We start from the raw sequence: 15,371 nt of genomic DNA, 5'->3' as shown, positions 1-15,371 counted from the left end.
TATGGTTGCTAATAGCTATTGTGCTCACAACCTAAATTTTTGCCGTAAGTAAAACGGGCTTGTTAACAGAGTGTTTGCAAAAATACAGCCAGTTTTTTAAGTTATTGTTTAAATTGTATTTAATGTTTTTTTAGAGTGAGGATAAAACCCGTTTTGTTATATGCTGGTGCGCGACTGGCACTAAGAGGGTGCAAGTATTGTCATTGTTTTGTGCATTATCAGTCAATAAAACACCCATTATCATTTATTGTGTATTGCGTTAAATTTAGCCCATGAAATACGCACACGGATTTACAAGCAAAATGATAAACACAGACTCAATAGGTGCTTCACCTTTTCATGAAGGCGAGCTGGCAATACAAGACAAACTCGGTAAACGAGAAATAATGGCAGCATTTGGTAAACGTGCCGTGCGCTCATTTATGCCAGAGCAGCATCAAGCATTTTTTGAGCAGTTACTATTTGTGGTTGCAGGCAGTGTTGATGAAAACGCTAATCCGTGGGTATCTATTGTTTCAGGGCAGCCAGGCTTTTTAAGCGCCCCAACGCCTACGTCGTTATTAATGACCCACGCGGTTGATAAAAACGACCCTCTACATAACACGTTAAATATTGCCGGCTCGCCAATTGGTTTATTAGGCATTGAGCTAGGCACGCGCAGGCGTAACCGTTTAAATGTGCGCGTGGGTGAGGCAATTGACGATAATCAGGTGAGTTTTAATGTTGATCAATCCTTTGGAAATTGCCCGCAGTATATTCAAACGCGCGACTTAACGTTTAATAGAGATCCTTTAGTTAAAAGTAGTGCAGTACAAAAAGTTGAATTTAATACACTTGATAACGTAGCCAGTGCGTTAATTGACACCACCGATACATTTTTTGTATCGAGTTTTATAACCGCAAAAAACAATCCAAAAATTGAAGGGGTTGATGTTTCTCACCGTGGTGGGTTGCCGGGCTTTGTAAAGCGAGAAGGCAATACATTAACGATTCCTGACTACGCAGGTAACAATTTTTTTAATACCTTGGGTAACTTTTTGTTAAACCCAAAAGCAGGTTTGTTATTTCCTGATTTTGACACGGGTAATGTATTAATGCTTACTGGCAGCGTTGAAATTTTATGGGACGGGCATCCAGAGTTAGAGGGCTTTATTGGCGCAGACCGAGGCTGGAAATTTACCCTCACTAAAGGAATGTGGCTAAAAAACTTACTCCCGTTTAGTGCTAAATTTGATGCTTATTCCCCTAATACTAAAATGACGGGCACGTGGCTTGAGGCTGATAAAAACAAACAAGCCGAAAAACTAAAACATACTTGGCAGCCTTTAAAAGTAACCAAAATAATTAAAGAAAGTAATGTAATTACCTCCTTTTATTTAGAAGGGCATAACAATACAACCTTGTTACCGTTTAAAGCTGGGCAGCATTTAACTGTACAAATACCGTGTAAAAATAGTAGCAATAACAGTAATAGCAAACCTGTTATTAGAACCTACACCGTGTCATCGAGCCCGCATGAACTATTTTATCGGTTATCGATTAAAAAAGAGCTAAATGGCGAGGTGTCTAACTACTTTCATAATAACGTAAAAGTAGGTGACGTTATTTTAGCTAAATACCCACAAGGGCAATTTTTTATTGACCCAACCAGTGCTAAACCTGCGGTACTCATTGGTGGCGGAATAGGTATTACACCTATGATCTCAATGGCTAAACATATTGCCAATGAAGGGTTAAGAACCCGTTATACTCGCCCGTTGCATATTTTTCACAGTGCTAAAAATAAACAGCAGCGTGCGTTTTATAACGAGCTAAAAACACTTGCAGACACGAGTGGCGGCGCAATTGATTACTACTCACTTTTATCTCAGCCTGAGCTTGATGAAAAGCAAGGCGGTGGCTCTAATTTAAAAGATGAGAGCTTTGATTTAAAAGGGCGCATAAATGCGGATGTGTTTAGGTACTATTTACCACTTGATGATTACGAGTTCTTTTTATGCGGACCTGCTGCGTTTATGCAACACGTATATAACGAACTGTTATTGCTCGGTGTGCAGGACAAAAACATATTTGCTGAAGCATTTGGGCCCTCCATTATTAAGCGCCAAGTGCTTAACACAAACGAAGCACCTAATAAAAGCAAAGAGATTAGCACTGAGGAAGCCGACAACACCGTGATTAAATTCAGTAAATCGGGCTTTGAACAACGCTGGAATAAAGGCGATAACACTATACTTAATGTAGCCGAATCCCATGGTTTAGAACCTGAATTTGGCTGTCGAAACGGCAGCTGCGGCAGTTGCGCCGTAAAAATAAACGCAGGCGCCGTAGTGTATCGCAATAACGTAAGCTACCCAGTAGAGGCAGGTCAGGCGCTAATTTGCTGCGCCGTACCGGCTAAAGGCATAGAGGAGCTTGATTTAGAGCTGTAAAGCTTGAAAAGAAAAATATACAGGTGGTATTTCATTAAATTCAGTATATGTATTATATGTGAGGACGTTATTGTTTAATGGTTTGCCAAATTAGCACTCTACTTCAATTTTTGTTTAAGTCATTACTAGCCGATTTTCATATTGAGCATTCTATTTTTATCAAGTGTATCTGATGGTTATGCTATATTATGATCATTTAATAAAAAGGCTGATTAATAAGGAAATTCTTGTGACCACTACTGTACCTAAAGTATTTATCTCATATTCTCATGATAGCCAAGCTCATAAAAAGTGGGTGCTAGAACTAGCACAACGATTACGAAACTCAGGTATTGATGCCGTTTTAGACCAATTCCGACTTGGTTTAGGTGATGATTTAGGAAGATTCATGGAAGCAAGTGTGGCGGAATCAGATCGTATTATTATGGTTTGTACTGACGTATATGTTAATAAAGCTAATGACGGTTTAGGTGGTGTTGGTTATGAGAAAATGATTATTACTTCTGAATATATGAATCAGATTGATACAAAAAAAGTTATCCCTCTAATTCGTCAAGATGGAACTCATACTGTTCCCACGTTTTTAAAAAGTCGTTTACATATCAACTTTTCTCGCGAAGATGAATTTGAATTGCAGTTTGATAACCTTCTCCGTGAAATTCATGAAGCACCACTATTTAAAGAACCACCTGTCGGCAATAACCCATTTGAATCGGTTTTCGAAAAGCCAGTTGAAAGTGTTATGGATAAAAAGATTGAATTATTAAAGATCTGGGTTGAAGGTTATAATAAAGGTGCTGGTTTTTACACACTCGATGATGTACAGAATCTATTAGGGTGTTCAAGAATATTTAGTGAGGTCTATGTTAATGAATTAAAGTCAGGCGGTTTTATAGTCGGATCAACATTATTTAATGGTGCTCAATACATAAGCGGTTTTGAACTAACTGACAAGACAAAGTTATATGCAATTCAACAAAACTGGGTAACGGAGTAGGTTTTAGGTTAATCTAATTTACCGACAGCTTATTCTCATAATAGCTTAACAGAGGGCATTCATTGTTTACATGAAGAGGCTCCATATTGTTAATTTATATCAATAGCAAACTTTGTAACCTATTACCAATTATAAATATTATCACTGAATCTCAAGTAGCACTTAAACAAGCACAAAAGAAGAGGCTTAATAGCCTCTTATAAAACAATATTAAAAACTTAAAACTAAGCGAGTAAACCCGCTTTTGTTTCAGGCATTGCTATAAAACCATCAAGTTTACGTACATTGTTTAACCATCTTAAAATATTTGGGTATTGTTCAAGCGATACGCCGCCCTCTGGTGCGTGCGCTATGTACGAAAAATTGGCAATGTCGGCAATAGTAGGCTGAGTGCCTACTAAGTATTCGCGATTTTGTAAGTGTGCATCCATTGTTTTAAATAATGTGTGGGCAATATTTATCGCGTTTTGATGATCAAGCTGCGCGCCAAACACAGTAACTAAACGCGCTGCACACGGTCCTGAAGCCACAAGCCCTGCAGCAACGCTCAACCAGCGCTGAATGTGCGCTTGCACCGTAATATCTTCTGGGTACCAGGTTCTTTTAGCATCAAACTTTTGTGCCAAGTACAGTAAAATAGCGTTTGAATCGTTAATAATGTCATCGTTATGTTTAAGTACTGGTACTTGTCCAAAAATATTCATTTTTAGAAAGTCGGCTTGTTTTTGTGCGCCGTTTTGCAATGCCACATCAACCATATTTACATCAAGCTTTAAAAGCGATGTAAATAACTCTGCACGATGTGAATGACCAGATAAAGTAAAACGGTATAGCGTTAGATTGCTCATGGGTTGTCCTGTTTTTTTAATTTGAATAGTGATTTTTAATAACGCTATTCTTTCACTATTAACAGTTTTGAAAAACCGAGCTAGTAAGGAATAAATGTCAATGCTATATTGACAATCATGGATACTATTATTGGCATTAAAACAATCATAGCGGTTGTTGAAACAGGCTCTTTTACAGCCGCAGGCGACAGACTAGGGCTTTCAAAGGCGCTGGTTAGTAAATACGTGGGCATTGTAGAGCAAGACTTAGGGGTTAGATTATTTAACCGCTCCACGCGCAGAATTTCGATTACCGAAGCGGGGCAAAGTTATTACACAAGCGTAGTGCCGGTAATTGAAAGCTACAGTGAAATGCTCGATAACTTATCGGGTCAAACAGCGCTTGCTAGCGGCAAACTTAGGGTGAGTGCGCCGGTGTCGTTTGGTGAATCAAACCTTGCGCCGTTAATGCCTGAGTTACTGAGCCGATACCCCGATTTAAGTATTGATTTAGTGCTTTCAGACAAAACAATTGATTTGCTAGAAGAGGGGGTTGATTTAGCAATAAGAATTGGCAGTGTGTCTGACTCTAATTTAATCGCGAGGCAAATTACCAGTTACCCTTTAATTTTATGTGCGTCGGCAGATTATATAAACCGCTTTGGTGCTCCTACGAGTGTTGATGAGCTTGAACAACACGCCACAGTGATTGATAGCAACTTTAAAATAGGTCGCCATTGGCCACTTGTTTCACCTACTGGTGAGGCATTAACGGCAAACGTAAACTCGCGTGTTTCGGTTAATAATCCTCAAGCAGTAAAAGAGGTGGTTGTAGCGGGTGGCGGTATTGGCTTAATCCCTGAAATAGTGGTGAGAGACGATATTGCATCGGGCAAGCTTGTGCAGGTTATGCAAGGCTATAAAACCTTTGAGTTTGGCTTATTTGCTATTTATCCGCATAGAAAGTTTGTGGCTCAAAAGGTCACGTCGTTTATTCAGTTTTTATTTGAAAAGTTTGAAGCTAGGCCAAAAACAAAAACCTAAAATCAGTTAAGTGATTTTAGGCTTTTAAGATTGATTTTAAACTTATTTTAAAATAACCACAGGCACATCGCTGTTTTCGAGCATTTTAATGGTGTTACTGCCCACAAAAAACTGCCTTAATTTAGAGTGCCCAAATGCACCCATTACAATTAGTTCTACATTATTTTGCTCTTTATATTGCATTAACGAGTCAAAAATATTGCCCTCTAAAAAGCTTGCCGACACTTCAAAGTCCATACTGACAAGCTTGTGCTGTGCATTAACAAATTTTTCTTCAAGGTCTTTTTCGTTATTTTTAATGCTCACTAAATGACAATGCAAGCCATGTAATAAGCCACCATCAATCACTTGTTGTAGCGCTTTGTCGGCTGTTTCGCGGCCGTCGTACGCAATCATAAATGATTTAGGTTGTTTAAATGTTTCTGGAATAAGCAAAATAGGTTGTGTTGCATTACGCACTAAGGTTTCTATATGTGAGCCCAGCACCGCAAAGCTATTACTATGTCCAGCACCATTTTGGCCAATAATAATAAGGCGTGTGTCGTCTTTTAAGTCTATAACGGTATCGAGCAAATCACCGTGGCGTTTAATTAATTCAAAATTAGTAATACCTGCCGATTTAGCATGCTCACTTACTGAGTTTAATAATTCGTCAGCCATTTTTAAACTTACTTTGCAGCGTTGTTCGTCAAGCTTAGTCATTTCATCAAGAAGTGTTGACTGTGCACCAAGCCCAATACTACCAGAGTAGTCACCAACATTTGTTTGCTGCGTTTTTTCAATTGTATGCACAAAGCTAATTGGTTTATTTAACTTTTGTGAAGCCCAAATAGCAGCATCGGTTACATTTTTTGTAATGGCTGAGCCATCTACATAGGTAATTATTTTAGTCATTGCATTCTCCTTAATGTCCGCCAAGTAGTTTTTCGACTTCTTCAGGGTTGTTATGCACACCAAATTTATCAATTACAGTTTCGGTTGCGCTATTCATACCAATAATATTAACCGTTGCGCCTTCACGTCTAAATTTAATAACCACCTTGTCGAGTGACGATACACCGGTTATATCCCAAAAATGTGCATGGGTTAAATCAACTACGACGTTAGAAACCGCATTTTTAAAATCGAACGATGCAATAAATTGCTCAGCTGAGGCAAAAAATACTTGGCCAACGACTTCATAGGTTATTTTATCGTTGCTTTCATCATGCTTGGTTTTAACCACCATAAAGCGACCAATTTTATTGGCAAAAAACAACGTAGCTAACAACACACCAACTAAAACGCCAATGGCTAGGTTATGCGTGGCAACAACCACAATAACGGTGGAAATCATCACTACGTTTGATGAAAGCGGGTTCTTTTTTAAATCCTTAACAGATGTCCAAGAGAATGTACCAATCGATACCATAATCATTACGGCAACTAGGGCTGCCATAGGAATTAAACGCAGCCACTCATCTAAAAACACCACCATTATGATTAAAAATGTGCCTGCAATAAAGGTAGAAAGCCTGCCGCGCCCCCCCGATTTAACGTTAATAATTGATTGCCCAATCATAGCGCAACCCGCCATACCACCAAATAAGCCTGCGCCAATATTAGCAATACCTTGGCCTTTACATTCTTTATTACGATCGCTCGTTGTATCAGTTAAGTCATCAACAATAGTGGCGGTCATCATTGACTCAAGTAAGCCGACAACAGCAAGACCAATTGAATACGGTAAAACAATTTGCAGTGTTTCGAGTGTTAGCGGTACATCGGGCCATAAGAATATAGGTAGAGTGTCTGGCAGTTCGCCCATGTCGCCAACGGTTCTTATATCAAGACCCAAAAATATTGAAACCAGTGTAATAACAACAATACACACTAAAGGAGAGGGAAGTATTTTGCCAATAGTTGGAATATATGGGAATAAGTAAATAATACCTAAGCCCGCCGCGGTCATCGCATAAACATGCCAAGTAACATTAGTCAGCTCAGGTAACTGCGCCATGAATATTAAAATCGCCAGCGCGTTTACAAACCCTGTTACAACAGAGCGCGATACAAAGCGCATTAATTCACCGAGCTTTAAAAAGCCTGCAAATATTTGTAGTACACCGGTAAGTAAGGTAGCAACCAGTAAGTATTCCAAACCATGATCTTTAACTAGCGTCACCATTAACAGTGCCATTGCACCGGTGGCCGCCGATATCATGCCAGGACGTCCGCCTACAAAGGCAATAATAACGGCGATACAAAATGAGGCGTATAAACCTACTTTTGGATCAACACCGGCAATAATAGAAAAGGCAATCGCTTCAGGTATTAGGGCAAGCGCCACAACAATACCAGCAAGCACATCGCCACGAACATTAGAGAGCCAATCTCTTTTTACGTGATCAAACATGTAAATAACCTAATGAGTTAGTTTCCCAAAGTATAAGGGAATATTTTATTTAAATAACAGTGATTCTCGCACACCTAATAAAGCTTACAGATAAAGCGCTGACAAACAAGGAAGATAGATTACCTAAGGGCATTTTAATTTTAAAAAGCACCTATGGTTAGATAAAAAGTTAATATCTTGGTATTTATAGAGTTCATAAGCTAGCTGGTTTATTTGCGATACTAATAATTTTAACACCTCTCATACTTAGAACTTTTTCCGTCATATCTATTTTATAAACACGGTATTAATTCGCATAATGCAAATTAATAGAGTTGCAACATGCATAGAAATCGCTCTATTTTATTTTTTTATAAAGAATTCAATGTACTAAATTTTGGAATGAAGTCTGCACTGATTTATTTACTTAATAAATAAGGGCAACTAATTATGAAATTAACCCAATTATCCACAGCACTTTTATCACTAGTTCCGTGTGCTGTTTTAAGTCAGCCATTTGATGAATGTCCAAGTCAGGCTTTTTTAATGCAAAACTCAAAAGCACAACTGTATGGAATAGATTTAGTGTCTGCTAAACCTACCGTTTTAACGACAGAGCTGACATTTGCAAATGAGGCTAATAATGAAAGTGTTAACGCAATAGGCTTTAATTATAAAGATCAATATTTATACGGGTTTAGTAAGCAATTACCAAGTAGTGTTGTGCAAATCGATGATGATTTTGAAATGAAACGCTTAGATGTTGTGGGTCTTCCTGCAACAAATTTTTACGTTGGTGATATTCAAGTCATTGAAGATGAAGGAACTCAGAGCGCTTCATATTATGTTTATACTCCAAATTTTGGTCTTTATTCTATCAACCTAGATGGTGATTTAGATGCCTCTATTACGGCCACACTTCTACCTGATTCAGATACATGGAAGCTAGGTATATTTGATTTCGCTTTTCACCCAAAGAGTAATTTATTATACGCTGTAGAATCTAATGGTGACTTGCATGAAATAGACATAGCAGCTAATACCGCTCGATTTATTACTCAAGTAGACATTGGTGATGATACTGGGGCTTTTGGAGCTGCATACTTTGATATTAATGGGCAATTTTATTTCAGTAATAACAAAAGCGGTAAAATTCATAAGGTTGATTTAAGCATTAGCCCAGTTGTTGACTATACGCCGGTTGCTAACGTATTTACATCAGGCCCTAAATCAAGCCAAAACGATGGGGCACGTTGTGCCATAGCTGAAGTTAAAGTCACCGATAGCTCAATTGATTTTGGTGATGCACCAGCACCTTATAACACGAGTCTTGAAAAAAGTGGCGCTAGGCATCTGTTTGATCCTAATAGCACTGGCAGTGAGTTAATTTATCTAGGAGATTCTGTTGATGGCGAAAATATAAATACAGAAGCTGATTTAGTTAATTTTCCGATTGATGGATCGGATGATGGGGTTAGTTTTGTAACTGCAATATCTGCAGGTCAAGATAGCCAAATCATAGTTAGGGCATCAGCGACTAGCTTTTTATATGCATGGTTTGATTGGGATCAAAACGGAGCATTTAGTGAAGATGAACGAACGGTCACCAAACTTCAGCTTAATGAGGGTGATAACAGTATTCTGGTCAGTGTTCCTAGTAATACAAAATCAGGCCAAACATGGGCTCGATTTAGAGTAACTGATGGTACCGAAGCCTCGCTTATCACCGCAACAGGGGGAGTACTTGGCGGCGAAGTTGAAGATTACGAAGTAACTACATTTGCCAGTGCAGTGTATCCAGGTGAGAGTGATTGGGTAACGCTTGCTTACGAAGATAAATGGCCGTTTGCAGGTGATTACGATTTTAATGATGTCGTACTAAATTACAGAACGACTCAGCTAATAGAAGGGAGCAGTGTAGTTGGCTACAAAATAGATGGTCAACTTATAGGTATTGGTGCGACCTATCATAATGGCTTTGCTGTGAGGCTAAAGGAAACGGTAAATGGTAATCCACTCTCAATTTTAAGAAATGAAGTTGATGAGAGTGCTATTTCTTTGGTTATTGATGGGCAATTGCAAAATGGCCGTTATTTAGAAGAAAACCGCGATGAAGCTATTCTAATTTTTATGCAAGATACGTGGGAGTACGTTTCTAAACAGTCCGGTTGTGAATACTTTAGAACAGAAAATAACTGTGATGATAACGTTAAAGTCACATTTAGCATGACCATTCCATTAAAATTACCAAAAGCAATCACAGCCTCTCCAGGTACACTTCTTGACCCCTTTATTTTTGCAACAGATGGTTTTTATCACGGAGACTTTTTGGTAGGAAAAGAATCCAGAAGCTGGGAAGTGCATATCAAAAATCAAACGCCGACTGAAGCGTTTGACTCCTCATTTTATAACTATGTTGGCTCTGATGATGTGAGCGATCAAAGTAAAGGTTTGTATTTCCTTAGTGAAAGTGGCTTACCTTGGGCAATGGAAGTTGGTATGCAATGGCTCCATCCACTTGAGGGTGTTGATATAACTGATGCCTATGGCAGCTTTGCCGAATTTGCAGAGTCATCGGGTGCGCAAAAAACAAAATGGTTTAATGATTACAGTATTAATAATGTTGTAAAAGGGGATCAATAATGAATAACGCTATTATAATTTCAATGTTATCACTAGGTTTAATTGCATGTGGCGGCTCGGGTTCAGAAGAATCAAAAGCTCCTGAGGCAGCGGTATCTCTACCTTTGGAAAGTTCAAATGAACCTGCAGGAATAGCAGCTTTACAAATTGATGAACAATTTAACCTTTCCACTAAATACTCACTTAATCTTGATGTTGATCTTGGACTGGGAGAGGTTAGAGCGTATTTAAATGTATGCCAAAAGAAAATATCAGCACAGCGGGCAGATTATAATAACTGCGTTTATAGAGGGCCATTGGCCAATAGTATGCTTGAAAAACAGCTTACACTGAGTCGCGAAGATATTGAGTTAATAGCCGAAATTTGGTTTTACGATAGCTCTACTCAGCCACTTTTATATTCATGGGAATATAATTCAGGCGAACAACAACAGTTATTTATAATGCGATAACCTTTGAAAGTTTTCACTCACGGGGTCAAAAATTTATGTTTAGAGCCTTAGGTATTAATAATCCGCAACGATTTTTTTTGCGGATTATTCTTTTGTTAGCCGCATTGTTATTTATTGCACTTGCGTATAATCCTTTAGAGCATTTTTATGCAGATGTGTTTATGTCTCTGCGCTTACAATTATTGTCAGCTGCGTTAGTGTGTGCGCTGCTATTAATTACCCTCAAACTATTTAAATTAGGAGCCGCATTACTACTTGTGTGTATTGTAGGGGTTACCCCTGTGTTATTTAATCTATCTAGCTCAACATCCTACAGTGGGCCGGTATTATCTGTTAAGCAAATAAACTTAAACTATAGTAATAAATATATAGAAACTCATTTAGCAACGTTGTTGCAAAAAAAATGGGATGTGTTGATTTTACAAGAATTCAGCGACAAAAATCGTAATTTACTGAACCAATTTTTAAGTACAACTGATATGTTTGGCTATGAAGAGATAGAAGGAATTCCCTATGGCATAGTTGTTTTATCACGAATACCTATGGTGTATAAGCATCAAGTTAAACTGGATGCTGATAGATTAGGTTACATTAAATTGAAGTTTTTATTTATAGATCGCATTGTCACGGTTTTTGTAGCTCATCCTCCTTCCCCACGGTCAAGACAACATTGGCAAAATAGAAATACGTTATTAGCAGCACTAAACACGGCAGCACATAATGAAAAGGGCGTTTGGGTAATCGCTGGTGACTTAAATATTGTCCCTTGGTCTCAATACTTTAATTGGGATGATAGTAAAACGTGTTACGGAGAAAGTGAGCGGTATGTGAGCTTTATGCCTTTTGAACGTGGGCGATCTATTTTTACAGGCTTAGCCATAGATCATTGTATAATGAGTGAAGGCATTAATTTGCAAAGATTAACAGCGAGTGACTTTAAAGGCAGTGATCATAGAATGCTTAGTTATGATTTAATTATTGATTAACCTTAAAGGCTCAGGATTTTATGCTGAGCCTTTAAAAGTCGGTTTGCGTAAGCTATTTAATGGGCTTTGGTATATAAAAATTGCTCACGATGGCTTAATCGTCTGTTTTATATCATGTAATAGGTGCTGAAAATTTCGTTTGTGAGGAAATAACATAAAAGCAGCCGCTGTAATACGTAAGGCTTTAAATTTGAGCCCGATTTCCCTGTAGTACTCACCATAACACTCTAACATTCTCGCTTTAGCTTTAAGCTTTGTATCAAATCCAGTATCGTTTTTGCATCGAGAAATGATTACTTTCATTGCATTAAGTCTATTTTTTCTATTTGCTGTGATTGAGCCTGCCCTCATTAAATAGCCCATTGATGTTTGAAGTGAAAATGCAACATCACCAATTCGAGCTAATTTTAACCAACAATCCCAATCACTTGCGCTATTGAGTGAAGTATCAAACTTTCCAACGAAGCTGATAGCTGATTTTTTTACCACCACAGAAGACGTGCCTATCACATTAGCAAATAGGAGTAAGTCCATAGGTGATTTAAGGTTTTGATACCCTGTGCTATTTTTATCTATAAATTTTGAGAACTCCGGCCAATAAGAGAAACAATCAATAATTGGTTCATATTTTTCATTTACATGCATGTAATTAGTAAAACTTAAAACACAGTCACTATTTTGTTTCATATAGTTAATTTGATTGGATAACTTGTCGTCTGTCCAGTAATCATCGGCGTCTAAAAAGGCAATGTAATCGCCTTTAGCCTCAGATATTGCTCTGTTTCTCGCTTTTACAACCCCTGTATTTGGTTGTGCAATGACTCTAATTTCAGGCAGTGTTTTTTGAAGATTTTCTAACCATTCGACACTGCCGTCAGTTGAACCATCATCGACGACGAGTATTTCGTAGCTAATATTCTCTTGTCTAACAATGCTTGATATTGCCTTTGCTAAATAGGGTTTACAGTTGTAATTAGGAATAATAACGCTTACTTCAATGCTCATATTAAGTAACCTTCATTTTCTCAGGTAGTTAGACTACGCAAGATAAGCGCCAACGATTTTAATACGCTTCGGGGCGATTTTTTGTTTAATGGTTTGCATATTGCGATTTATCTTCGCATATTGATTTTTTAATGCTCATTTAAGCCGTTTTTTGCAGGGCATAGTTCTTGCGAAGTAACATTAAGTTTATCTGGAGTTTTTAAAATGAAACATATTGGTATTGTTGTCCCCAGCTTTCACATTCCATCAGAAACGTTTGTCGTTACTGAAATCAATGCTTTAGTTAAAGCAGGACATAAAGTAAGTGTGCTGACGTTCGAAAACTTGAATGAGTGCATCAATTTAGATAATAGCGTTCGTATTATTGTTATAAAAAAATCGACTCAGTCTGCTATTAGTTTTGCATTACAACACCCTGTTATGGCACTTAAAAGTAGCATATTGGCCAGTAAATTTAGCGCTATCTCTCTTGTATCGCTAATGGGTTATGGACTGAATATTGCTGAGATAATTCATTCTCGTAAAATCTCTCATATCCATTGCCATTTCATGCATGCCCCGCTCACATATTCAATAGTTGCCAGCAAAATTGCAGGTGTTAGCGTGTCCTCAATAGGGCACGGTCACGATGTTTACGTGAACGATTCTGATTTAAAACTTAAATTATCACTGTGTGATTTCTCAGTTGCGGTATGTAAAGACATGCAGATAAAGCTAAATAATTACAGCGCAGGTAAGGTTCAATTACTGCACTGTGGTATCGATTTAAGTATGTTTAACGCCAAACCAAGTCGTCTAAATGAGTCAGTAAAGCTCTTATTTGTAGGGCGATTAGTTGAAAAAAAAGGTCTGCAATTTCTATTACCAGCAATAAAAAAGTTAAATAAAAAATACTCTATTTCGCTAGATATTGTAGGGGAAGGGCCTTTATTAAATGATCTAATTTATTTATGTGAAGAACTTAATATTGTTACTGAAGTTAAGTTTTTAGGTGCAAAAAGCCCCACATGGCTAGCAAAAAACACCAGTGATTACTCTGCCTTAGTGGCTCCTTTTTGTGTGTCTAGTAATGGTGACCGCGATACCGGACCTGTGGTTTTAAAAGAGGCGATGGCCAGTGGTATTCCTGTAATAACGACAGAACTGATGGGAGCAAAAGAAATTGTTAATGACTCCGTTGGGTTTAAATGTGAGCCTTCTAGTATTGGCGGTCTCGAAAGAATTTTAACTGAATTTTGTGACCTTAGCCCGTATGAAAGATACGCAAAAGGACTAAATGCTAAAAAATTAGTGACTAAAAAGTTTGATGCAAATTCGCAAGCTAAAAAGCTATCTAACTGGATTCAAACTGTGTAGGTGAAACTATGAATGGAATTAAGCAAATTGCATATTTTGGTTTATCTACCTTATCACTTAAAGTGCTGGGGTTTGCTTTATTACCTATTTCTACACGTATTTTGAGTCAAACTGAGTTTGGTGAGCTAACTTTTTTAGTGTCAATATCAGCGGTTATGTCGTTACTTTTATGTTTAGGCTTACCGGAATTACTTTTTAAGCAACAAATAAACAACCCTCAAAAAAAGCGAGCATTATTTAGAGATGCATTTATTTTATGTGGTTTATTCAGCAGTATCTTTGTGTGTGTATGTGTTTACTTTGCAGAGCCGTTTAGCGCGTTACTGCCTGTTTCATTAACTTTGATAGATATAAAACTGTTGGCTGTTAATTTAGCACTATCATCGCTGCTTTCAATTTTATTTTGTTACTTTAGATACTACGAGATGGCTAAGCAGTTTTGTATTTTAGCTATACTACAGGGCATTGTTCAAACTGTGTGTACGCTTGTATTGCTTTATTTAGGCTATGGGGTAACCGGTGTGATGGTGTCGGGTGTTGTATCGAGTGCTTGTGTATTATTTATAGCATTATCGGTTGTTTTTCAGCAGATTAGCATCGGCTTTAAATATATTCCTTGGAATATTAGCTATAAAAATAGTCTGTTTTTATTAAGCATTATTATCTCTTCATTGTTTGTATACGCAAATAACGGTGCTGAAAACTGGTTTATTGTAGCAAGTGTAGGTAAAGAAAAACTAGCTCAATACTACGTTGCAGTGCAGTTTGCATTAATGGCGTCGTTTACTTTTGAACCGATTAGAATGTGGTGGTTTTCTCGTCGTTTTAATGAGTTAGCACAAGATCGTACTCGTTATGTGTTTTTATGCGAACTTAGTTTGGATATTGGCATATTACTTTGTGCGTCTATGACGATAGTGGCGCCTCATCTTTTAGTCGTAGTATTACCCGATAGCTATCAATTAAATATATGGCTGTTACCGAGTTTAATTGTGATTGTGGTACTAAGACACCACAGTGATTTATTAAATATTGGTTGTTATACCAAATTCAACGGTTTTTTTGTCACTGTAGTGAATGTTATTAGTGCTTTAACAGCACTGATACTGCTTTTCTTTTTGGTGTCTGAATTAGCTGTACTGGGTGCTGTTATTGCTTTAATGGCAGCCCAGTTATTAAAAGCAATACTTTTTTTGTTATAAGTCAAAAGCTTGAATATTTGTCGTTTAGTGTAAAAAACCTTGTGCCGAGCTGG

At 37.7% G+C, this 15,371-nt stretch carries 12 protein-coding genes; 8 read left to right on the top strand and 4 right to left on the bottom strand.

The genetic code is table 11. The features are described 5' to 3' along the window. Positions 1 to 302: 302 nt before the first annotated feature. Positions 303 to 2,432 carry a 2Fe-2S iron-sulfur cluster-binding protein gene (locus tag AOR04_RS10395; RefSeq protein ID WP_096793295.1) on the top strand — a complete coding sequence of 710 codons (2,130 nt, stop codon included), beginning with the start codon at positions 303 to 305 and terminating at the stop codon, positions 2,430 to 2,432. A gap of 229 nt (positions 2,433 to 2,661) precedes the next feature. Then, complete coding sequence (locus tag AOR04_RS10390; protein WP_096793294.1) at positions 2,662 to 3,429, top strand: toll/interleukin-1 receptor domain-containing protein; 768 nt, start codon at positions 2,662 to 2,664, stop codon at positions 3,427 to 3,429. A 224-nt stretch (positions 3,430 to 3,653) separates the two neighbouring features. On the opposite strand, the gene AOR04_RS10385 is transcribed toward AOR04_RS10390, so the two are convergent. After that, positions 3,654 to 4,277: a glutathione S-transferase gene (locus tag AOR04_RS10385; protein ID WP_096793293.1), complete on the bottom strand. Its 624-nt coding sequence runs from the start codon at positions 4,275 to 4,277 to the stop codon at positions 3,654 to 3,656. A 117-nt stretch (positions 4,278 to 4,394) separates the two neighbouring features. On the opposite strand from AOR04_RS10385, the gene AOR04_RS10380 reads away from it, so the two are divergent. After that, the gene (locus AOR04_RS10380) at positions 4,395 to 5,300 is read left to right on the top strand and encodes a LysR family transcriptional regulator (RefSeq protein WP_096793292.1); all 906 of its coding nucleotides are present in this window, start codon (positions 4,395 to 4,397) and stop codon (positions 5,298 to 5,300) included. A gap of 42 nt (positions 5,301 to 5,342) precedes the next feature. Here AOR04_RS10380 and AOR04_RS10375 read toward each other — a convergent pair whose 3' ends face one another. Beyond that, the gene (locus tag AOR04_RS10375) at positions 5,343 to 6,194 is read right to left on the bottom strand and encodes a universal stress protein (RefSeq protein WP_096793291.1); all 852 of its coding nucleotides are present in this window, start codon (positions 6,192 to 6,194) and stop codon (positions 5,343 to 5,345) included. A 10-nt stretch (positions 6,195 to 6,204) separates the two neighbouring features. Then, the gene (locus AOR04_RS10370) at positions 6,205 to 7,695 is read right to left on the bottom strand and encodes a SulP family inorganic anion transporter (RefSeq protein ID WP_096793290.1); all 1,491 of its coding nucleotides are present in this window, start codon (positions 7,693 to 7,695) and stop codon (positions 6,205 to 6,207) included. A gap of 429 nt (positions 7,696 to 8,124) precedes the next feature. Between AOR04_RS10370 and AOR04_RS10365 the strand changes: the two genes are divergently transcribed. From AOR04_RS10365 to AOR04_RS10355, 3 genes are read left to right on the top strand one after another with little or no spacing between them, the layout of a single operon-like run. Then, entirely contained in the window at positions 8,125 to 10,317 is a 2,193-nt protein-coding gene (locus tag AOR04_RS10365) for an LruC domain-containing protein (protein ID WP_096793289.1), read from the top strand. Beyond that, complete coding sequence (locus tag AOR04_RS10360; protein ID WP_096793288.1) at positions 10,317 to 10,769, top strand: hypothetical protein; 453 nt, start codon at positions 10,317 to 10,319, stop codon at positions 10,767 to 10,769. The genes AOR04_RS10365 and AOR04_RS10360 overlap by 1 nt, the downstream gene beginning before the upstream one ends. A 35-nt stretch (positions 10,770 to 10,804) precedes the next feature. Further along, positions 10,805 to 11,755, top strand: coding sequence for an endonuclease/exonuclease/phosphatase family protein (locus AOR04_RS10355; protein ID WP_096793287.1), 951 nt, complete (start codon positions 10,805 to 10,807; stop codon positions 11,753 to 11,755). An 84-nt stretch (positions 11,756 to 11,839) separates the two neighbouring features. Here the strand turns inward: AOR04_RS10355 and AOR04_RS10350 are convergent, their stop codons facing one another. Then, entirely contained in the window at positions 11,840 to 12,760 is a 921-nt protein-coding gene (locus AOR04_RS10350; protein ID WP_096793286.1) for a glycosyltransferase family 2 protein, read from the bottom strand. 204 nt (positions 12,761 to 12,964) lie between these two features. On the opposite strand from AOR04_RS10350, the gene AOR04_RS10345 reads away from it, so the two are divergent. Beyond that, entirely contained in the window at positions 12,965 to 14,116 is a 1,152-nt protein-coding gene (locus AOR04_RS10345) for a glycosyltransferase (protein ID WP_008135498.1), read from the top strand. A gap of 8 nt (positions 14,117 to 14,124) precedes the next feature. Further along, positions 14,125 to 15,318, top strand: coding sequence for a lipopolysaccharide biosynthesis protein (locus tag AOR04_RS10340; RefSeq protein WP_232525468.1), 1,194 nt, complete (start codon positions 14,125 to 14,127; stop codon positions 15,316 to 15,318). The last annotated feature ends 53 nt before the right edge of the window (positions 15,319 to 15,371 follow it).

The organism is Pseudoalteromonas sp. 1_2015MBL_MicDiv (assembly GCF_002407505.1).
GTDB lineage: Bacteria > Pseudomonadota > Gammaproteobacteria > Enterobacterales > Alteromonadaceae > Pseudoalteromonas > Pseudoalteromonas fuliginea.
This window is presented reverse-complemented; position numbering and strand designations above follow the sequence as displayed.

What these genes read in the sequence shown, in the direction of transcription:
- AOR04_RS10355 (WP_096793287.1), top strand. Translation starts at nt 10,805, where the DNA reads ATGTTTAGAGCCTTAGGTATTAATAATCCGCAACGATTTTTTTTGCGG.
- AOR04_RS10360 (WP_096793288.1), top strand. Translation starts at nt 10,317, where the DNA reads ATGAATAACGCTATTATAATTTCAATGTTATCACTAGGTTTAATTGCA.
- AOR04_RS10395 (WP_096793295.1), top strand. Translation starts at nt 303, where the DNA reads ATGATAAACACAGACTCAATAGGTGCTTCACCTTTTCATGAAGGCGAG.
- AOR04_RS10340 (WP_232525468.1), top strand. Translation starts at nt 14,125, where the DNA reads ATGAATGGAATTAAGCAAATTGCATATTTTGGTTTATCTACCTTATCA.
- AOR04_RS10375 (WP_096793291.1), bottom strand. Translation starts at nt 6,194, where the DNA reads ATGACTAAAATAATTACCTATGTAGATGGCTCAGCCATTACAAAAAAT.
- AOR04_RS10370 (WP_096793290.1), bottom strand. Translation starts at nt 7,695, where the DNA reads ATGTTTGATCACGTAAAAAGAGATTGGCTCTCTAATGTTCGTGGCGAT.
- AOR04_RS10365 (WP_096793289.1), top strand. Translation starts at nt 8,125, where the DNA reads ATGAAATTAACCCAATTATCCACAGCACTTTTATCACTAGTTCCGTGT.
- AOR04_RS10385 (WP_096793293.1), bottom strand. Translation starts at nt 4,277, where the DNA reads ATGAGCAATCTAACGCTATACCGTTTTACTTTATCTGGTCATTCACAT.
- AOR04_RS10380 (WP_096793292.1), top strand. Translation starts at nt 4,395, where the DNA reads ATGGATACTATTATTGGCATTAAAACAATCATAGCGGTTGTTGAAACA.
- AOR04_RS10350 (WP_096793286.1), bottom strand. Translation starts at nt 12,760, where the DNA reads ATGAGCATTGAAGTAAGCGTTATTATTCCTAATTACAACTGTAAACCC.
- AOR04_RS10345 (WP_008135498.1), top strand. Translation starts at nt 12,965, where the DNA reads ATGAAACATATTGGTATTGTTGTCCCCAGCTTTCACATTCCATCAGAA.